The organism is Paenarthrobacter sp. NPDC089322 (assembly GCF_040684895.1).
Lineage (GTDB): Bacteria > Actinomycetota > Actinomycetes > Actinomycetales > Micrococcaceae > Arthrobacter.
Map to the genome: position 1 here is coordinate 1 of NZ_JBFBGW010000026.1, position 19,437 is coordinate 19,437.

20 protein-coding genes and 1 riboswitch are annotated in these 19,437 nt (G+C 62.6%); of the genes, 8 read left to right on the forward strand and 12 right to left on the reverse strand.

Features of this window, described 5'->3' with window-relative positions:
- Positions 1–180 precede the first annotated feature (180 nt).
- The 3 genes from AB0N65_RS19130 to AB0N65_RS19140 form a co-directional block, all read right to left on the reverse strand.
- A complete protein-coding gene (locus tag AB0N65_RS19130) occupies positions 181–660 on the reverse strand; it encodes a hypothetical protein (RefSeq protein WP_364165339.1) in 480 nt (159 codons plus the stop codon).
- 56 nt (positions 661–716) lie between these two features.
- Positions 717–1,103: an Imm10 family immunity protein gene (locus AB0N65_RS19135; protein ID WP_364165450.1), complete on the reverse strand. Its 387-nt coding sequence runs from the start codon at positions 1,101–1,103 to the stop codon at positions 717–719.
- Between the two features lie 92 nt (positions 1,104–1,195).
- Entirely contained in the window at positions 1,196–1,861 is a 666-nt protein-coding gene (locus tag AB0N65_RS19140; protein ID WP_364165342.1) for a hypothetical protein, read from the reverse strand.
- 340 nt (positions 1,862–2,201) lie between these two features.
- On the opposite strand from AB0N65_RS19140, the gene AB0N65_RS19145 reads away from it, so the two are divergent.
- From AB0N65_RS19145 to AB0N65_RS19155, 3 genes are all read left to right on the forward strand, one after another.
- A complete protein-coding gene (locus tag AB0N65_RS19145; RefSeq protein WP_364165345.1) occupies positions 2,202–2,792 on the forward strand; it encodes a recombinase family protein in 591 nt (196 codons plus the stop codon).
- A gap of 280 nt (positions 2,793–3,072) precedes the next feature.
- Positions 3,073–3,318, forward strand: a complete 246-nt coding sequence (locus AB0N65_RS19150) for a hypothetical protein (RefSeq protein WP_364165348.1) — start codon at positions 3,073–3,075, stop codon at positions 3,316–3,318.
- Between the two features lie 62 nt (positions 3,319–3,380).
- Positions 3,381–4,670 (forward strand): MFS transporter, encoded by a 1,290-nt coding sequence (locus AB0N65_RS19155; protein ID WP_364165351.1) that lies wholly within the window; start codon positions 3,381–3,383, stop codon positions 4,668–4,670.
- 71 nt (positions 4,671–4,741) lie between these two features.
- Here the strand turns inward: AB0N65_RS19155 and AB0N65_RS19160 are convergent, their stop codons facing one another.
- Both AB0N65_RS19160 and AB0N65_RS19165 read right to left on the reverse strand, forming a co-directional pair.
- A complete protein-coding gene (locus AB0N65_RS19160) occupies positions 4,742–6,034 on the reverse strand; it encodes an MFS transporter (protein ID WP_364165353.1) in 1,293 nt (430 codons plus the stop codon).
- Positions 6,035–6,061: 27 nt separating this feature from the next.
- Positions 6,062–7,279 (reverse strand): M20 family metallopeptidase, encoded by a 1,218-nt coding sequence (locus AB0N65_RS19165; RefSeq protein WP_364165356.1) that lies wholly within the window; start codon positions 7,277–7,279, stop codon positions 6,062–6,064.
- Positions 7,280–7,418: 139 nt separating this feature from the next.
- On the opposite strand from AB0N65_RS19165, the gene AB0N65_RS19170 reads away from it, so the two are divergent.
- Complete coding sequence (locus tag AB0N65_RS19170) at positions 7,419–8,456, forward strand: AsnC family transcriptional regulator (protein ID WP_364165359.1); 1,038 nt, start codon at positions 7,419–7,421, stop codon at positions 8,454–8,456.
- A gap of 1 nt (position 8,457) precedes the next feature.
- On the opposite strand, the gene AB0N65_RS19175 is transcribed toward AB0N65_RS19170, so the two are convergent.
- The gene (locus AB0N65_RS19175; RefSeq protein WP_364165361.1) at positions 8,458–9,198 is read right to left on the reverse strand and encodes a class I SAM-dependent methyltransferase; all 741 of its coding nucleotides are present in this window, start codon (positions 9,196–9,198) and stop codon (positions 8,458–8,460) included.
- 152 nt (positions 9,199–9,350) lie between these two features.
- Here AB0N65_RS19175 and AB0N65_RS19180 point away from each other — a divergent pair, with 152 nt between their 5' ends.
- Entirely contained in the window at positions 9,351–11,315 is a 1,965-nt protein-coding gene (locus AB0N65_RS19180; RefSeq protein WP_364165364.1) for an FG-GAP-like repeat-containing protein, read from the forward strand.
- A gap of 5 nt (positions 11,316–11,320) precedes the next feature.
- On the opposite strand, the gene soxR is transcribed toward AB0N65_RS19180, so the two are convergent.
- Entirely contained in the window at positions 11,321–11,776 is a 456-nt protein-coding gene (gene soxR, locus AB0N65_RS19185; RefSeq protein WP_364165366.1) for a redox-sensitive transcriptional activator SoxR, read from the reverse strand.
- Between the two features lie 68 nt (positions 11,777–11,844).
- Between soxR and AB0N65_RS19190 the strand changes: the two genes are divergently transcribed.
- Positions 11,845–13,251, forward strand: coding sequence for an MFS transporter (locus AB0N65_RS19190; protein ID WP_364165369.1), 1,407 nt, complete (start codon positions 11,845–11,847; stop codon positions 13,249–13,251).
- Between the two features lie 331 nt (positions 13,252–13,582).
- A complete protein-coding gene (locus AB0N65_RS19195) occupies positions 13,583–15,301 on the forward strand; it encodes a DEAD/DEAH box helicase (RefSeq protein ID WP_364165372.1) in 1,719 nt (572 codons plus the stop codon).
- A 66-nt stretch (positions 15,302–15,367) separates the two neighbouring features.
- Here AB0N65_RS19195 and AB0N65_RS19200 read toward each other — a convergent pair whose 3' ends face one another.
- From AB0N65_RS19200 to AB0N65_RS19220, 5 genes are all read right to left on the reverse strand, one after another.
- Positions 15,368–16,018, reverse strand: coding sequence for an MBL fold metallo-hydrolase (locus tag AB0N65_RS19200; protein WP_364165374.1), 651 nt, complete (start codon positions 16,016–16,018; stop codon positions 15,368–15,370).
- A gap of 4 nt (positions 16,019–16,022) precedes the next feature.
- On the reverse strand, positions 16,023–17,027 hold the full coding sequence (locus tag AB0N65_RS19205; protein ID WP_364165377.1) for an aldo/keto reductase: 1,005 nt from the start codon (positions 17,025–17,027) through the stop codon (positions 16,023–16,025).
- Positions 17,028–17,140: 113 nt separating this feature from the next.
- Positions 17,141–17,515, reverse strand: a complete 375-nt coding sequence (locus AB0N65_RS19210; protein WP_364165379.1) for a multidrug efflux SMR transporter — start codon at positions 17,513–17,515, stop codon at positions 17,141–17,143.
- A 14-nt stretch (positions 17,516–17,529) separates the two neighbouring features.
- A complete protein-coding gene (locus tag AB0N65_RS19215; protein ID WP_364165381.1) occupies positions 17,530–17,844 on the reverse strand; it encodes an SMR family transporter in 315 nt (104 codons plus the stop codon).
- Positions 17,845–17,853: 9 nt separating this feature from the next.
- Positions 17,854–17,919, reverse strand: a riboswitch (guanidine-III (ykkC-III) riboswitch).
- Between the two features lie 49 nt (positions 17,920–17,968).
- A complete protein-coding gene (locus AB0N65_RS19220; RefSeq protein ID WP_364165384.1) occupies positions 17,969–18,616 on the reverse strand; it encodes a HutD family protein in 648 nt (215 codons plus the stop codon).
- A gap of 98 nt (positions 18,617–18,714) precedes the next feature.
- On the opposite strand from AB0N65_RS19220, the gene AB0N65_RS19225 reads away from it, so the two are divergent.
- Positions 18,715–19,311, forward strand: a complete 597-nt coding sequence (locus AB0N65_RS19225; RefSeq protein ID WP_364165387.1) for a phosphoribosylanthranilate isomerase — start codon at positions 18,715–18,717, stop codon at positions 19,309–19,311.
- The last annotated feature ends 126 nt before the right edge of the window (positions 19,312–19,437 follow it).

The window sequence follows — 19,437 nt, forward strand, 5'->3', positions numbered from 1 at the left end:
TCTTCGTCTCTGCAAAGAAGTTGGCCGGTGAGGAAGACATTGCTCATAACTCATCCTTGCATTCCGAATACAGCGCCAGGCATCGTCCCGTTGGAGGATCCTTTTCCGGGCGCTGGGCCTTTGGGGGGCTCCGTGCGCTAAGGATTCAGAGTAAGCTGCCGTACTGCGATAGCAGGGACGTTACGAATCGATGACCTCGACCAAGTTGGTCCCGGATACTTCGAAGCGGTATTCCAACGACTCGACGTCTCTGACAATCACGATGTGGCCATCAAAGGATGCTTCCTCAACTACTTCTCTGAAGTGAACCTGATCCGTTTCCCCGTCAGGCCCAATCAGCCGGATGGAGGTTTCGCACACCAGTAACCAACATGGGCCAGCCACGAAAACGACAATAAGGTCTTCTTCATCAAAGGGGATAACTTGGGGATCCTCATCCTTATGGGAAGGCAGAACGATGATGCTTCGTGCCGCCCATACGTAGGCGATCTCACCGCTGATGCCGACAGATACATCTCGCCAGCCCGGGACCAAGTAGTCCCAACGACGGGATCCGCTCAAACCGATGCTCAGTTGCGTCCGCCTAATGTCAGATGTTGGTGTCTGCTCGAGCGAAAACACCCTGCCGTCCGTCACGAATCTGGAGATCGTTGGTTTCATATTTCGCTCTGTCCTTTAGCCAATCGGCTTACGCCCGCTGCAACGGGCTCAAGTCGTCAATTGAGCAGCGGCGGATTGCCATCTCGCCCAAGAACGGACTGGAGCCCCGTCACCATTTCATGTACTTGATCGGCATCAAGATCAAGTAACAGCTCCATCTTGGGTGATTCAAGGCCCAATCTCTGGGCTCCATTCTCCGAGAAGATCACGCGCAGTCTTCCCTCTTCGACGAGGGCAGACGAAAGGCACCCATAGGCACAAGCGCCGTTGGTCAAGGTTACGCAGTAGGAGTCCATTCCCAGGGCAACATCCTGCTCATCGGGATCCAACGAACGCTGGAATTCCAATTGCCATTCCGGGGCAAGATCCTGATCGGCAAGCACGACCGTTTCGAAGCCCATCTCATCATCACGAAAGTAACGAACGGCCCGAACTGTCAGCATGGACAACACGAAATCACTTTTGCCCTCTCAAGCCAAACCCGTCCTGTAGAGGATCGGCATTAGTGCCTCACCCGGGAGCACGCATAGCGAAGTCACGGACGGCTGTAGTGCCATCCCCATTTGGAAGGCAGGGAGGGGTCAATATCGCTTTCCAGAAGGACCGTCACGTCAGCAAGACCCTCTCGGCTGAGCAAGTATCTGTCGTCAATGTTTCCGGATTCGACACCGTATAGACGGTGGGCTGCGGCCAGCATGTCATGAGCACGAATAGAGCCACGTCTAGTCATCGTCAAGACGTCCTCACTCGTGCTTATCTCAGCGATGTTGTATTGCCGCCAGACACCGTATTCCTCGCCCCAAGCGGAGTGCTCCTCGTCAAGAAACATTTTGCCCAAGTCGGTCGTTGCAAACCACTTTAAGAGACGTTCGCTAGGTACGTCGTGCGGAAGCTTCCGGGCTACGGAAAGTTTTTGTCGACCCCATTTGTACATCCCGATATGTACGAGGCTTCCGTCAAAGATTGCTTGCCGGTGAAGAGTGACGTTACGCGCCCGCGCTAGAGCCTTAAGCCAAGGGTCGTTCTTAAAAGGGTCTCGAATTTGGTTCCAGCGCTGTACATCACCGAGTTGCTCGATCTCTTTCTGAAGAATCTGCTGAATCGAGCTCAGGGAGGGTAGGAACGCGTTGAGGTTGTACCTGAACGCGCGGGGATCGTGGTACTCGGCCTCCATCCGTCGATGCGCAGTAAACGCTTCCATGAGACGGTCCTCTGACTGAGGCAGGGGACACTCGATCTTGTCTTGCACAAGCTGGCAGGAAGGCATTCCGAATGATATCCGGTTTGAAGAACGAACTGGCACCAAGGACTGCCTCTGATCTTGTTGATTACTTAACCTGGCGGTTGTGGTCGCCACCGGAGAGTTCACACGCGGTCGAAAGTACAGGTTCAGGCGACCGTAAGCCGGTCCCTCATCGTGCATCGATGAGGGACTAGCTGGGACCCTGTCGAATCTCGGACCCGGCATGTACCCCGGCATGTACGTAAGACCCGCACGATGAAATGCACGATGATGGCGGGATAACTGCAACTATGTTCCTATGACTGGAATGAAGATCGGTTATGCCCGCGTCTCAACGAGCGATCAGGACCTCACCGCCCAAAGAAATGCGCTCCTTGCCTTGGGAGTAGGAGAGAAGCAGATCTTCGTCGACCACGGACTCACGGGAGCGAACCGGGTGCGCCCAGGGCTCCGCGCAGCGATGGCAGCGTGCAGGGAAGGCGATACGCTCGTAGTGACCAAACTCGACCGCCTGGCGCGTTCCCTTTCCGATGCCAGGGACATAGCCGATGAGCTGACTGCTAAAGGGGTAGTCCTCAGTCTCGGTGGAAGCACCCACGATCCAACTGACCCGGTAGGCCGGCTGCTGTTCAACGTTCTAGGGATGGTGGCCGAGTTTGAGGCGGACCTGATCCGCATGCGCACTCGTGAGGGCATGGCGGTCGCGAAAGCCAAGGGGCGGCTGAAAGGCAAGCAGCCGAAACTCTCCAAGGCGCAGCGGAAGCATCTTCTTACGGTGCACGACGCCGGCGAGCACACGCAGGCTGAGCTGGCGGAACTGTTCGGCGTGTCCCGGACAACGGTGTACCGCGAGCTCCAACGACGCTCCACTCAAAACACCAGCATCTAAGCGGGTAATCTGACAGTCGACGGCAGGGAGGTCAACGTAAGGCTGACGGCATGGATCAGGAAAGCCACAGACGGCAGGTTGGATCTGCACGGGCTCGAATTGCCTGAACTGGAAGCCCACGCTCGACGAGTTGACGAGATTCCCGAAGTCGTGAGAGAAGCAGCAGCGATCCTGACGGTGCGGAGGCCGTGGCAGCTCAGCTCCGGGCAGCAGTTACTGGAGAGAACAAGAAGTCCGCGCGTCGGGCTCTCTTGTCTAATCTTCTGTTCTTATGGCAGGAGTGGCCGCCTCAATTTTTGTGACATTGCTCGTCCGACCCATTGCGGTTAAGACGCAGCTCGTCGAGGCTTCACCAAGGCTTTCCGCCGATAGACCGCTGGTACCCATCGATGTCAGCCTGCGTGACGCCGAGCTGACTGAGAACTTGGCTGAACCTGCGATGGGTTACGGGAAATCCGGCGGCCTTTCCAAGCGACCGAAGATGGTGGGCGCGTCCCTCGAGGTGCTGTTGAAGCCCAACGGATAACCCAAGGCATCGTACATCCTGCCAGAAGAGGCCCGAATAACTCGACTGACAGAATAGGGCGTGTGACCTCCTCCCAGAAGCCCTTCTACACCGAAAAGTCCGAGCAGGAACGACTCTTGCCTGAGATCGCGGTAGATGCTGAGATCGACGACGTCCCGGCTGCGGCAGCCACAGAGCTGCGCGGCAAACGCGGCTTGGTCTATCTCGCTGCCTGCCTCATCCTGATCGGATTGAACCTCCGGACGGTCTTCTCAAGCTTCTCAGCCGTCCTTCCGGAAATAACCTCCGACGCCGGTCTACCGGGCTGGGCGGTAGTGGTGCTCACCACCGTGCCGGTCACTTTGCTGGGAGTGTTTGCGCCGTTGGCGCCCGTGCTGGCGCGAAGATTCGGTGCAGAACGGGTCCTCCTCGGAGCGATGGCAGTTCTCACGGCAGGACTCTTGCTACGGCCAACGGAAATCGCAGGAGGCGGGCACCTCCCGGCGCTCCTTGCGGGCACGGCAGCGTGCGGCGCGGCGATCGCCCTTTGTAACGTGCTCCTTCCGGGCGTCGTGAAGCGCGACTTTCCCCACAGGCTTGGCCTCATGGGCGGCCTCTACACCACCGCCATCTGCGCGTCGGCAGCCCTGGGTGCAGGCTTCACGTATCCGGTTTTTACGGCAACCGGCCACTGGACTTCGGCGCTGTGGTTCTGGGCGGTGCCTGCCGCCGTCGTGCTTTTGCTTTTCCTGCCGCTGGCAATCCGCCAGCCGTCGATCAAGCACCAAGCCGTCCACGGCGGCGTCAACGTATGGCGGTCCGCAGTGGCGTGGCAGGTGACGGCGTTCATGGTGCTGCAGTCGATGATGTCGTTCAGCGTGTTCGCGTGGATGGCACCGATCCTGCGGGACAGGGGGATCGATGGCGGAACCGCCGGGCTGATGGTGTCTGTGTCCATTGTGCTGCAGATGCTGGGCTCGTTGTTTGCTCCGGCGTTGGCCACGCGGTTCAGGGACCAGCGGGCCATTAATACGGTGGTGGCGCTCATGACCGGCGGTGGTTTTGCCCTCAGCATTTTTGGACCGACCGAGCTGATCTGGGTGTGGACGGGGTTGAACGGGCTGGGGCAGGGGTCTTTGACGGCGGTGGCACTCACCATGATCATGGTCCGAACCCGCGATGCCCACACAGCCGCGCACCTGTCCGGGATGATGCAGGGCGTGGGGTACGGAGTGGGCTCGGTGGGGACGCTGCTGGTGGGCCAACTGCACCAGGCCACGGGCGGGTTCGCCGCCGCGGGAATCCTGTTCCTGGTAGTGGGCACACTCGCAGCATTCTTCGGATACCGCGCCGGCCGGGATCGCTTCGTTTAACCCAACTGAGTCGCAGCTGTGCGCGTTATGAGGCCTCAAAACGCGCACTGCTGCGACTTAGTTGGGAGGGGTTAGTGGGTCAGGTCCCTGCCCTTCGTCTCCGGGATGGAGAAGGCGAAAACGATGCCCACCGCCAGCAGGATCACTGCATACACGTTGAAGAGGTAACCCTGGCCGATGCTGCCGAGCCAGGTCTGCAGGTACGGCGCCGTGCCACCGAAAGCCGCAACGCAGATGGAGTATGGAACGCCAACACCCACGGTGCGGATGTGCGTCGGGAACAGTTCAGCGTAAACGGCCGGGACGATTGCTGCGCTGCCGGCGATGAAGAAGAGCATTACGGACATGGATACGGCCAGCTGCCACGGCGAATCCTTGAGCAGCCACGTCATGGGGAAGTGCAGCAGGGCGGCCCCTGCGGAGGACATGATGATGACGGGCTTACGGCCGATGCGGTCGGACAGCTTGCCCCAGAACGGCAGGGCGGCAATGAACACAACGTTGGCAATAACACCGGCCCACAGCGCGGCCCCGCGATCCATCTTCAAAGCTGTTGCGGCATAGCTAGGAGCTACGACGCCCCAGATGTAGTAGACCACCGTGAGGCCAACCGTGAGGCCGATGACCTGCAGCGCCTGCTTGCGGTACTTGATGATCTGTGGCCACATTGGCAAGCGCTTTTCCGTGGGCGTCTCCGCCTCGAACGCTTCGGTTTCCTTCATCTTGGCCCGCATCACCAAGGCGTACACGCCCAGTGCGCCACCAATCAGGAACGGAATTCGCCAACCCCAGGCGCTCATGTCCTCCTTGCTCAGGACTGCCGTCAGGATCGCGCCAAGCAAGGTGCCCGCCAGGATGCCGGCGGTGCCGGACGTGTAGATGAGGGTCGCCCAGAAGCCGCGCTTTTCCTTGGGGGCCATCTCGGACAGGTACGTCTGCGACGACGGCAACTCACCACCGTGGGCAAGGCCCTGAATGAGCCTGGCCACCAAAAGCATCACGGACGCGAAAGCACCGACAGCTTGGAAGGTGGGTGCGATGCCGATCAGCAGGCTACCGATGGCACCAAGGGCAACCGCCACCGTCATGGAGGTCTTGCGGCCGATCCGGTCTCCGATCCAACCGAACACGAAACCGCCAAACGGCCGGGCAACGAACCCGACGGCGAAGATCGCCAAGGTGGACAGCACAGCTGACGTGGGGTCTGCTTGGCTGAACAGCGCACTCGCGATGAAGGGCGAGAACGTTGCGTAGATGGCCCAGTCGTACCATTCAACGGCGTTGCCGATGCCCGTGCCCACGAGCGTGCGCATATGGGACTTATGGACATTGACGTCAGCAGACGTTCCTACGGTGGTGGTCATGTGATTCTCCAGGCTGGACGGGTGGGGTTAGTTGCCGGCGAGGGCGGCGATGCGGGAAACGGCAAGTTCGGCGTACAGCGCCGCGCCGTCGGTGAGGATGCCGTCGTCGAAAGTTGCGTATGGCGAGTGGTTGAACGGCGACGTCGCGTGGTCGGCACCGGGGGTGACGGCACTTAGCCCCACGAAGGTTCCGGGAACTTCGGCAAGGACGCGGGAGAAGTCTTCGGAACCGCCCAAGGGGGTTGCCATGCGGGTGAGCCGCGAGTCGCCGAACATTCCGGCGATCACCTTCTCTGCGGTGTTCGTCTCGTCCTCATCGTTGATGGTGAGGGGGTATTCCTGCTGGTAGTCCACATCCACCTCCAGCCCATGCGCTGCGGCGATGCCCTGGAGCAGCTTGGGTACTACCTCCATCATCTTCTGCCGATTCTCTTCAGAGAAGGTCCTGATGGTGGCTTCGATGCGGGCAGTCTCCGGGATGACGTTCCGCTTGGTTCCTGCGTGAAGGACGCCAACGGTGAGGACCACGGGATCGAACATGTTGAATTGGCGGGTGATCATGACCTGCAGGGCGGTGACCATCTCGGCTGCCGCAGTTACGGGATCCTTGGCTGAATGCGGTGCGGACCCATGGCCTCCCGCTCCGAGGACCGTCACCACGAGCCCATCCGAGGAACTGAGCATGACACCGCTCTTGGTGACGAACTGGCCATGCGGCTCCATCGAGGAGAACACGTGCATGCCGTAAGCGGTGTCCGCCCGTCGTCCCGCAGCATCCAGAACGCCTTCCTTGATCATGTAGCTTGCCCCGTCGAAGCCCTCTTCGCCGGGCTGGAACATGAGCACAACGTCGCCTGCCAGTTGGTCCCGGCGCTCGGCGAGGAGCGTTGCGGCACCGGCAAGCATGGAGGTGTGGAGGTCGTGGCCGCAAGCATGCATGGCGCCATCGATGCGGGAGGTGTAGTCCACGCCGGTGGTCTCTTGGACGGGAAGGCCATCCATGTCCGCGCGGAGGAGTACCACCGGCTTCTCAGCCGAAGTGTGGGCCGCGCCGCCGCGCAGAACCGCAGTGACCGACGTCGTGCTTTCACCCAAGGCGATTTCGTACGGGAGTCCGTCCAGCGCCTTGAGGACCTTTTCCTGCGTGCGGGGGAGTTGCAGCCCAATTTCCGGTTCGCGGTGCAGTTCGTGGCGGAGCCGGACGATGTCGTCCCGCAGTTCCTTGGCGTCGGCGGCGATGCTCATGAATGTTCCTGTCTCGTTCGGCAATGGGTTCCTGTTGCCATTCTGTGGTGACCCGACTCACATTTATCGAAACATCTGGAAACATGCACACTTGGCTTCTGGACGCAGGAATCATGCAGCTTCTTGAGACAATGGGCGTGTGGAACTCAGCGAAGAAGACCTGCGGCTCATCAACGCACTCCAGGTCTCACCCCGGATCAGCTGGTCCGATGCGGGCGAAGTCCTCGGCGTCCACGCCACCACGCTGGCCGCCCGATGGGACCGGTTGAGGGCGGCGGGGGCGGCCTGGACCACGGCACACCTCATGGGTGATCCGAAGAACATGTGCCTGGCCATGGTGGACATCGACTGCGACATGGACCTCAGGCCCGACGTGACTGCAGCTCTTGCCGAGCTCGCCGAAGTCATCACCGTAGAGGAAGCCGCCAGCAACCGCGACCTCACGCTCACGGTCATCACCCGGGACCTCGATCAGTTCAGCACGCGGTTGCTGCCGAGGCTCAAGGAGATCCGCGGCTTGACCAAGTACCACACTGCGCTCTGCACCCGCATCCACACGAGCGGTTATGCGTGGCGGCTCAACGTGCTTTCGCGGGCCGAACAACAGGCGCTCCGGGCGCTCGCCGGACCCGAGTCGGCCAACCCCTCAGCCGCGGACGCAATCGTGCTGCCCCTGCCGGAAAGCCACCTCGCGCTCATTCCCTTCCTGGCCCGCGATGGTCGCGCCACCGCCGCGGAGATTGCGAGGGCCCTCGGGCGCCACCCTGCCACCGTGCAACGGCAATTGGGGCGCGTGCTCGCCAGCAGGATGCTCTCCTTCCGCTGCGAAATCGCCCAGAAATTCTCGGGGTTTCCCGTCACGGTCCAGTGGTTCGCGAACGTCCCGGCGGGGCAACACGAGGCCGCAGCCACAGAACTCCGCTCCGTGCGGAACGTCCGCTTCTCTGCGTCCACCACAGGCCGCACCAACTTCACCATGATCATGTGGTTGCGCTCGTTGGCCGAGGTCATGGAAATGGAACTCGCCGTCCAGCAACGGATACCGGGCATCGAGCTCGTGGAGAGCGTCGTCATGCTGAACACGGCCAAACGCGTCGGGTGGATGCTCAACCCGGACTCGACGGCCACAGGAACCGTGGTGGTTCCGTACGGCGAGTTGCTTCCGGACACCGTGTAGTTCAGTGCTTCGTAGCCCGTAGGACGGTGTCGAGGATTGTAGCAGGCTGGTTGTCCGGGCCGGTGATCGTGCGTTCGCGGCTGGTCAGGACATTCACGAACCACGGCTCGCGGTCCAGCCGAAGGTGACCCGCGAGCTGCTCCGGAGTGAAGAACATGCCGCTGTCATGGTGGTGGCTCCATGAGGGCAGCCCGTGCGGGTGGTGCCCCACAACCAGCAAGGTACCGCGGGGAGCCACCGCCGCTGCTGCCAGGGCAACGGAATCCCGCCAGGGCAGGAGAGGGGAGTGCAGGAACTGCGCGGACACCAGGTCAAAGGCCGGTTCCGGGGTCCACTGAGACAGGTCCTGCTGCTGCCACGCGATCCGGTCAGTCTGGCCGGCTTTTGCCGCATGGGCCGCGGCCCGTTCAAGCGCGACGGCGGAGACGTCCATTCCGGTCACCGTCCAGCCGTGCTCGGCGAGCCAGATGGCATCGGCTCCCTCGCCACAGCCAAGGTCCAATGCGGTGCCGGGCTTTAAGTCCGCGGCTTCCGCCACGAGTTGCGGATTCGGGTTTCCGCTCCAGACCTTCGGGCGCTCCCGGTACATCCCATCCCACATGTCGGCTGCGTTCTCGGCGTCCTCGTGGAGGTTGAGGCCGCCCGGACGTGGTCCACCCTCGTGGGTGCCGCTTTGATGAGTGCCGCGGTCGTGAGTCTGTACGGGCTGGTGAGTGCCGGCGTCGTGAGTGTGTTCAGCCATGAAACAAGCCTGCCGTCAGCCGCGGGCGGCAGGCAATACCCGTTGCTGTTTCGGCAAGCTCGGATGGAAGTATGGTTTTTCCATTCGATAGTGGCTAGCCTGTGACCCAACGCGTCAAATTCGGCTGGGCGGCGCATGACGTTGGGGGATCCATGATGTCAAACACACCACTATTGCGCTTGCGGTTGTGCATCGCGGCTGTGGCAGCGATCTTCGCGGTAACCGCGGCGGGATTTCCTAGCGGGGCTGCTCCTGCGAACCCCGCACCGATGGCGGTGGCCTTCGGGGCTCCAAAGAAGATCGAAGCAGGCAGTCCAAGGTATCTCCAAGTAACTCCCAATGGCACCAGGGCGATCACGGCATCCCAAAGCGGCAACGTGGCAATCATTGACACCTTGACGGACAAAGTCACGGCAACGGCCGATCTGGACAACGTTTCCGTCATGAAGGTCAGCCCGGACGGGGCGAAGGTTTTCCTTGCCACCTACCTGTTCGATAGCCACGTGGCAATCCTCGATACTGCCACAGCAGCTCTCTCCGCGAATGTTGCGGTGGACGGGCAGATTCAGGACCTCGCGGTTTCTCCGGACGGTTCAACGGTGTATGCCACTATTCCGGGTCCCAGAACGGAATCCGGGCCGACGCCGGGCTCACTGACCGTGATTGATGTCGCCACGGCTTCTGTGCGGGCGGTGGTCCCTCTTGGAAATGACCCCGGCCAGGTGCTGCTTGCATCCAGCCAGGCAAAAGCCTTCGTCACCAGCACCTCCGTAAATACCATCTGGGTGGTCAACACGGCCACCAATGCCTTGGCGGCCACAATTCCCTTGGCTGAGCCCACGCACGGCGGATCCATGTCTCCGGATGGTACGAAGATCTACTACCCGCGGTTCTTCGGCGACATCGCCATAGTGGGCATCTCCACCAACAGTGTGGTGGGGGAAATTGCCACCCAGTCCCCAGCGAACATTCCAGTCTTCACCCCGGACGGCCGAAGGGCTTTCACGGTAGACAAGACACCGGACAGGTGGGAGGGCCGAAACCTCATCGTCGGCACCTCATTCCTGGCAGAAATAGACCTTGTGGCAAACACGCTGAATCCGATCAGCCTGACCAACGGCGGGCCCACTACGTACTGGGGACCCCTCAACGTCACCATCAGTCCGGACGGCACCAGGTTGTTCGCAGCTGGACGGGGCATCACGGTCCTGAACCTTCCCTCGCTCAAGGCCGTGGGAAATATCTCCCTTGACCTGGACATAGTTCCGGGAACGTTGACCATGCTCCCTGACTCCTCAAAGGGCTACTTCCTCCCCGGGCAGCAACGCACCTACCTGTGGGCCATTCCGACGCCTCGGGTGGAGACTGCTTGGAAGGACTACAACTCGGACGGCGCTACGGACGTTTTGGCCCGGGACTCGGCGGGTGCCCTGTGGCTGTACCCGGGCAACGCAAACAAGGGCTGGCTTCCACGTTCCCAGGTAGGTACGGGATGGAACGTCATGAACCTGATTGTGGCGCCTGGCGACTTCAATTCGGACGGCGCATCGGACGTCCTCGCACGGGACGCGGGCGGTGACTTGTGGCTTTACCCCGGCGACGGGGACTCCGATTGGCTGCCGAGGTCCAAGGTGGGCGTCGGCTGGAACGCCATGACCGCCGTCGTGGGTCCCGGGGACTTTGATTTCGACGGCAAAGCCGACATCGTGGCTCGGGATGGGGCCGGTGATCTGTGGCTGTATCCGGGGAACGGGGCCGGAGGTTGGCTTCCCAGAACCAAGATTGGCAGCGGCTGGAACGTGATGACCGCAATTCTGGGCCCGGGCAATAACGTGGGACCCGGCAATGACCTCCTGGCCCGCGATACGGACGGAATACTGTGGCTCTACCAGCGCGACACGGCAGGCCAGTGGCTTCCGCGTCAACTGGTGGGCGTCGGATGGAACGTCATGTCCGCGATCGTTACGCCAGGCGATTTCGACGGCGACGAGGTCCCGGACATCCTGGCACGGGACTCCGCAGGCACGCTTTGGCTCTACCCGGGCAGCACGACAGGCGGCTACAAACCGCGCGTCCAGGTGGGGGCCGGCTGGAACGTCATGACCGCCATCCTCTAACGCTGCTAGCCGGGCAGATTCCAGCGCTGCGCACCTGCCCCGGAGGCGCCGAGCTCGTCGGCAGGATTCTGCAGCGTGCACGACTTCAGGCTCAGGCAGCCACAACCGATGCAGCCATCAAGGTCATTGCGCAGATGCTCCAAAGCCGCAATCCGTTCGTCGAGCTCCTTGCGCCACCGCGACGACAACCTGGTCCAGTCCCGTTTGGTGGGCGTCCGCCCGTCCGGCAAGGAGTCCAGCGCTTCCCGGATGTCCTTCAGAGGGAGGCCGACCCTTTGCGATGTCTTGATGAATGCCACCCTCCGCAGCGTTTCGCGTGCATACCGCCGCTGGTTTCCTGCGGTCCGCTCCGCTGTGATGAGCCCGTTGCGTTCGTAGAAATGGAGGGCCGACGGCGATACTCCGCTGCGGTCGGATAGCTCGCCGATGCTGAGCGGCCTATGAGCGGATGCTTGCGGCACGGGTTTGCTCCCAAGGGATGGCATGCTGGATTGACCTCAACATTAGTTGAGGTTTTAGGCTGGCGTCCATGACCTCTGACACCTCGACGGCCGGAATCCTGCGCCGCCCATACCTGCTGGCCACCGTCGGCGCTTGTGCGCTCGTTTTCCTTAGCGCCTTCGAATCCCTCGCGGTGACCACTATTATGCCGCTCGTAAGCCGGGACCTGGACGGCGCCAGCCTCTATGCGCTGGCCTTCGCCGGTCCCCTTGCCACGGGCGTGGTGGGAATGGTGGGCGCGGGTAACTGGTCCGATCGCAGGGGCCCGGCTGCGCCGCTCTATGCGTCAGTGGCGCTGTTTGTTGCGGGCCTTCTGATAGCCGGGACAGCCGGAACCATGGAGATGCTGGTGCTTGGCAGGCTGGTGCAAGGGCTGGGCGGGGGCGCGATGACCGTTGCCCTGTATGTGCTTGTGGCGCGCGTCTACCCGGCGGCGCTGCACCCTAAGATCTTCGCCGCCTTTGCCGCGTCTTGGGTGATTCCTTCATTGGTGGGTCCCTTTGCCGCTGGCATCGTGGCCCAGCTCAGTAGCTGGCACTGGGTGTTCCTGGGCGTTGTTGGACTGGTGATTCCGGCGCTGCTGATGGTGGTGCCGGCGGTGCGGGGGATGAGTGCAACGGACGGCACCGAAACCGAGCCCGTTCCGTGGGCGTTCGGGCGCCTGGGCTGGGCCGCACTCGCCGCGCTCACCGTCCTGGGGCTGAACCTGTCAACGGAGGTGCCGGGCTTCGGTCCGGTGATTGCCGTCGTCGCACTTGTCCTTGCTGTCATAGCGGTGAAGCCGCTGGTGCCGCGCGGAACCCTTCTGGCGCGACGCGGGCTTCCGAGCGTCATCCTGGCACGTGGTTTGGCGTCAGCCGCCTTCTTCGGCGCAGAGGTGTACCTGCCGTACCTGCTGACCGAGCGATACGCGTTCACGCCAACTTTCGCAGGGCTGACCCTGACCGGCGCGGCACTCGCTTGGGCCGGTGCGTCTGCTGTGCAAGGGCGGATGGGCTCACGGTTGGCTGACGTGTTCGCCGTCAAAATCGGGGCTGTGCTGGTTTTGGTGGCCATCGCGACGGCACTGGTCACGGCTGCTCTGGCACTGCCGGCAGCGCTTGTTATCGGAGGGTGGATCCTCGCCGGGGGCGGTATGGGCCTGATGTATCCGCGGCTGAGCGTCATGACCTTGGCCCACTCCACGCCCGAGAACCAGGGCTTCAATAGCGCCGCCATGTCCATCTCCGATTCCCTCGGCGGCGCACTGGCACTGGCTGCCACGGGATTGGTCTTTGCTGCTTTCTCGACGACGAACCCGTTTGCCGGGGTCTTCGCGCTGACGACTGTGATTGCGGTGGTCGGGGTGTTCGTGGCGCCCCGGGTCGCTGCCAAGGCGCGAGCCTCCGAAACCCACGACGGCGAACCCGAGTTTTCCCTCACCCGGCCCAACTGAGTCGCATTTGTGCACGTTATGAGCTCTCTAAACGCGCACAAATGCTACTCAGTTGGGTGCCTGATGCACTGGGCGACCCTCAAACGCTGCTAGAATGGGAACACTTGATGTGCGGTGACGCCCTGAAGCAGGTGGTCTGAAAGGCTACGCGGCGGGGCATTTTTCATGTGAGAGGCACATCCTGCGTCGATGAACGCGTTCCATTTGGTCCCGGCCAGCGCTGCTGCAGCGCATCGGTAGACCACCTGACTTTTCCTCGGCGAACCCCTGGCCCAACCGGTGTCGGGGGCCGATGTCCCTCTCAGGACACCGCCCGAAAGATACGAAGTACATGACTTCTTTTGCTGCCCTTGGCACGCCCAAGGCAATCGCTGAATCCCTCGCTGCATCCGGCATCGAAGAGGCATTCCCCATCCAGGTCAAGACACTGCCGGACACGCTGGCAGGCCGCGACGTCCTGGGCCGTGGGCGCACGGGCTCCGGCAAGACCATCGCATTCGCCGTGCCGCTCGTGGCACGCTTGGCCGAGCGCGAGGCTGCCTACTTCCGCAAGCCGGGCCGCCCCATGGGCCTGGTCCTTGCACCGACCCGTGAATTGGCCACGCAGATCAACGCAACGGTCGAGCCGCTGGCCAAGGCCATGGGCTTGAACACCACGGTCATCTACGGCGGCATCTCCCAGGCGCGCCAGGAGAAGGCGCTGCGTGCCGGCGTCGATATTGTCATTGCCTGCCCCGGGCGCCTCGAAGACTTGATCCGCCAGCGCATCCTTACCCTCGAAGCCGTAGAGGTCACCGTGCTGGACGAGGCCGACCACATGGCCGACCTTGGCTTCCTGCCCGTGGTCAGGAAGCTCATGGACATGACCCCCAAGCAGGGCCAGCGTCTTCTCTTCTCCGCCACCTTGGACAACGGTGTTGACAAGCTGGTCAACCGTTTCCTGTCCAACCCGCTGACGCATTCCGTGGACGACCCCCAGGCTGCGGTGACCACCATGGAACACCACGTCCTGGTGGTCAACGACCAGACCGTCAAGAAGCAGCTCATCGTTGAACTCGCCTCCGGGGCAGGCCGCCGGGTCCTCTTCATGCGGACCAAGCACCACGCCCGCAAGCTTGCCAAGACTCTCACCGACGCCGGCATCCCCGCCGTCGACCTTCACGGCAACCTGTCGCAGAACGCCCGCGACCGCAACCTTGCCGAGTTCTCCAGCGGCGAGGTCCGCGTCCTGGTTGCTACCGACGTCGCGGCCCGCGGCGTGCACGTTGACGACGTCGAACTCGTCATCCACGTGGACCCGCCCACAGAGCACAAGGCCTACCTCCACCGCTCCGGACGTACGGCGCGTGCTGGTTCCGAAGGCACTGTGGTGACTTTGACGCTCCCTGACCAGCAGCAGGACGTCAAGAAGCTCATGAAAGCGGCGGGCGTCGACGTTTCCTTCGAGCGCGTCACGGCAGGCTCACCCTTGGTCGCGGAGCTTGTGGGTGAGGTCGCCGACAAGGTTGATCCGCGCACGCGTGCGGCACTTCTCGCTGCAAAGCTTCCGCAGCAGGGTGGTGGCACGTCCACCGGCGCCAACGCCCAGCGTAAACGCGCGCGCCGTTCCGGCCAGGCCGCACCCACCGCGGGTGGCCGTGGCGGACGCGGCGGTCGCGGGAAGGTCGCGGCTGAGCCGGTGCGTACGGATATCAGCCGCGCTGAACGCCGTGCAGCAGCGAACGACGACGTCGCCCGCAGCTCACGCGGTCGCGGCAAGTCGGGTGCCACTCACCGAAATGACGTTCCCGGTTCGCAGGGGCAGAACAGCCGAAGCGGTCGGCCAGCTACGGGCCAGCGCTCGGCGTCGGCTCCGCGTTCGGCGTCGGCAACGACCACACGCAGCGGCGGAAACAAGGCCGTTTGGTCTTCCAATACCGGTGGCACGTCCGGAGGATCCTACGGTTCGGGTGCAGGCGGCAACTCGGGACGCACCGGCTCTGGTCGTCCGGCCCGCAGCGGCCCACGCCGCGCGTCGGCTCCGGCGTCGAACGAGCGCCGCGGCCGCTAAGTTGTGTGGCCCACTCTGCGCGCTATTCCCCTGGGTTGGCGTGTAGATCGGGCCTCGCAACGAGATTCACCACCCCCGGGCCCGCCACTCCTCTAGATGGGGGCGCTCGGCGCCGAGGGTTGTCGGGAGTCCATGGCCAGGGTGCACCACGGTGTCATCCGGGTAGGCATCGAACAGCCGTTCCGTGACGTCATTCATCAGTGACGTGAAGCGCGCGGGATCGTTCTGTGTGTTACCGACGCCGCCCGGGAACAGCGAATCCCCGCTTAAGATGTGCGCCAGGCCTTCGGGATCCTGATACACAAAAGCGATCGAGCCCGGAGTATGTCCACGCAAATGGACTGCCGAAATCTCGATGTCATCGAACCGCTCGACGTCGCCGTGCGAAAGCCGGACATCCACCGCAACCGGCAGCGCATCGGCGTCGTCCGCTCCCGCAGAGGTGCTTGACCCCGTGGCTGCCACCAAGCCCTCCAACGCACGGACGTGATCCCAGTGCTGATGGGTGGTGGCGATCCGGGCGAGCTTCGGTGTGGCTTCCGTATCGGCTGAACTGTCCTTCAGGAGTTGCTGAATGGCAGGGAGGTCGTCGGCAGCATCAATCAACAACTGCGCACCCGTGGCCTTCGAGGTCAGCAGGTACACGTTGTTGTTCATCTCGCTGACGGAGATGCTCCGGATGGTGATATCCCGCAAGGAATGTTTGAGCGAATCCATGCGTTCAGCCTACGTGGTTGGCTTCGCGGCCCTGCGACACCCAGTTGGGGTCCGCCGAGCGGGAACCCACGACGGCGTCAGCGGCTTGGTCGAGCACGTCAAGATGCGCTTCGTTCAAGTCCAGGGACAGTGCGCCCAGGTTTTCGTCGATCCGGTGCGTCTTGCGCGTGCCGGGAATCGGGACCACCGGAATCCCCAGGCGCCTGCCTTGCGTGAACAGCCAGGCCAAGGCCACCTGGGCGGGAGTTGCGTCCAGCTGGTTGGCTACCTCGCGGACTGCGGTCACCACGGCCTGGTTGGCGTCGAGGGCTTCGCCGCCAAACCGGGGGATCTTGTGGCGGAAGTCGTTCTCACCCAAGTCGCTCGCGCTCACGGTTCCGGTGAGGAATCCGCGGCCGAGCGGCGAATACGGCACAAAGCCAACACCCAGTTCCTTGGCTGCAGGAACAACGTTGCGCTCAACATCCCGGCTCCAGATGGACCATTCACTCTGGACCGCGGCGATGGGATGGATGGCGTTGGCTTGCCTGAGCTCCTCGGCTGTTACTTCCGACAACCCGAGGTGGCGTACTTTGCCCTCACGGACCAGCTCTGCCATTGCTTCCACGGTTTCCACAATCGGAACGCGGAGGTCGCGGCGGTGCAGGTAGTAGAGGTCAATAACGTCAGTGTCCAGGCGGCGGAGGCTCGCTTCTGCCGCCTGCTTGACGTAGGGAGCATCCCCGCGGACGCCCGTGTAGCCGTCCGCGGGGTTGCCCTCGATCCCGAACTTCGTTGCGAGTTGGATCTCGTCCCGGCGCTCCTTGAGGAGTTTGCCGACGAGTTCCTCGTTGCTCCCCGCACCGTAAATATCTGCGGTGTCGATGAACGTGATTCCTGAGTCAACAGCATGCCGGAGGGTCTTAAGGCCTTGGGCTGGATCGATGCCACCGTAGACAGGAGTCAGTGCCATTCCGCCGAATCCCAAAGGGCTTACGGCGAGGCCGTCGCCGAGGTGAACTGCAGTCATATGTCATCTCCAATGCCGTTGGTGCTCTTCTGCTTAGTGCTCTCCATGGCGTGAACCTGACGGTGCAGCTGCGTATTCCGCTGTTTGCCGAACCTACTTGGCCGGCTGAGCCTTTACTTGGCCGGCAGGGCCTTCAAACCCGCCGCACACCCGACGATTCCGGCGATGAACAGCAACTTCAGCGGGCTTGCAGGTTCCACGCCTGTGAGCATCGCCCAACCGACGGTCAAAGCAGCACCGATTCCCACCCACACTGCGTAGGCCGTGCCAAGGGGGATACGCTTCACGGCGACGCCCAGTCCGAGCATGCTCAGGGTCGCGGTGATGGCGAAGACCACAGTCGGCGCAGGTTGCGTGAAGCCGTCGGAGAGGCCCAGCGCTGTTGCCCAGACGGCCTCGAGGATGGCCGAAGCCAGCAGGATCAGCCAGAACAGGCCGCTCTTGAAGCCCTCGTTGCTGTGTTGGGCAGCGGCAGTTTGCTGCGTCATTTTTTCAGCCATGGCTACGCCACCACCTTCAGGCCAACCACGCACGCACCGATCCCCGCCAATAACAGCAACCGGGCCGCCGTCGCTCGTTCCACTTTGGTGACCATGGCGTAAGCCGAGGTCAGAACGACGCCAACGCCAACCCACACTGCGTACGCAGTACCCGTGGGTATGGATTGCATGGCGATTGCGAGTCCGCCGGTGCTGGCAATGACCGAGACCAGGAAAACCACTGTAGGGACCGGTTTGCGGAAGCCCTTGGAGCGGTGGAGTGCTGCCGCCCAGACGGCCTCGAGCGCTCCGGAGAGAATAAGGATTAACCACGACATGACAGATCCTTTGGCCAGTCTTGTCGCGTGCCGGGTACTGAACCGTCGTCCGGAGGTTCCAGAGCGGAACCTTGATTTCAGGCTAGCAACTCCCGCTGCGGGTGGCCACTTCCGGTGGCAAAGGTCACTTTTGGTCGTCGACGCGGTCGATGGAGATCACTGCAACGAAACCGCGGCCCGAGATCTCAGGGCTCTGGACATCGGAACCGACCACGGCGTCATAGCGGGACAGTTCAACAGGCTCAGTGGAGCCAGCAGCGGGAGCCGGGCTGCCGCCGTCGTGAGTTCCATCCGCGGCGCCGGACTCTTCCGCAGCCCCAGGCGCAACAGTCGCCTTGCCCTCCAGAAGGACAGCCAACTGGCCCTCGAAAACCGGGTGGGGACGCTTCTTCGAGATCTCGACGATCGACGTGTATCCCTTGAACGCGCCTGTACGGGCAATGACGTTGAGGTCGCGGATATCGCCGGTGGGAAGCGTAGCCGACGACGCCGCCTCCCCTGAGAAACGGAAGGGCCGGTATTTCTCCAACGGGTGCTCGGAGCCATCAACGGTAAGGAGTAGCAGTTCGCCGTCGATGATGGTGATGACCCGCTCCATGCCGGGGAAAACGGAAAACTCACCGGCTTTGGAAACGTCGGCGATGCTAACGCGCCAATCCCACGCGCCGTCCTGTGCCGAAGCGGCCTTCGGGTGGCTCGCGAGTTCGCGCGTCACCCCGCCGCCGTTACGCCAGGGTTCGGGATGGATGTCTGCGAAGCGGATAATCTCCATTCGTCCAGCCTAGTGGTGGACACCGGTTCTGCGTTGTTGGCCGGGCTTGCTAACGTCATATGGAGGTTTTGAACGCGGGCGATGGCTGGAGGCACGGAATGTTCGTCAAAGTGTGTGGTCTGAGCACGCCCGAATCCGTGCGTGAAGCCGTCGACGCCGGGGCGGACGCGGTGGGCTTTGTCCTGACTGCGAGCCCTCGGGAGGTCAGTCCGGAAAGGGCCCGCGAGTTGCTGCCTCTGGTCCCGCAAGACGTGAAGGCGGTTGGCGTCTTTCGCCACGAGCCCGCGAATGATGCCGTTCTCGTGGCGCGGGCAGCAGGACTCACATGGGTTCAGCTGCATGGTCACCGCACTGCCGAGGACGTGAAAGCAGTGCACGACGCCGGGATGCGGCTCATCAGGGCCGTTACCATGGGTGCCGCTCCGGAAGAGTTCGGTGACCTGGGCGAAGATCTGCTGCTGATTGACGCCGCTGTTCCGGGGTCGGGGGAATCGTGGGACTACGCCTCGGTGCAGTCCAGGGGGCTCGGCGGGCGGGAGTGGCTGCTGGCCGGCGGACTTGAACCTGGAAACGTCTCCTCCGCTTCCGCAGCTGCAGGTGCCTGGGGTGTGGACGTGTCCTCCGGCGTTGAGTCATCGCGGGGTGTGAAGGACCTGGAGAAGGTCCGCGCGTTCGTCCACGCTGCCAAGGCCTGACGCGCGGCCTACTCGGTGGTCCTGGCGGCCAAGGTGAGTGAGGGTTCCGGGAATTGGGGGATTTGGTGAGTGAGGGTTGGAATGTCAGCGCGGCACCATAGACTCGCTGCAACGGCATCAGCCGCC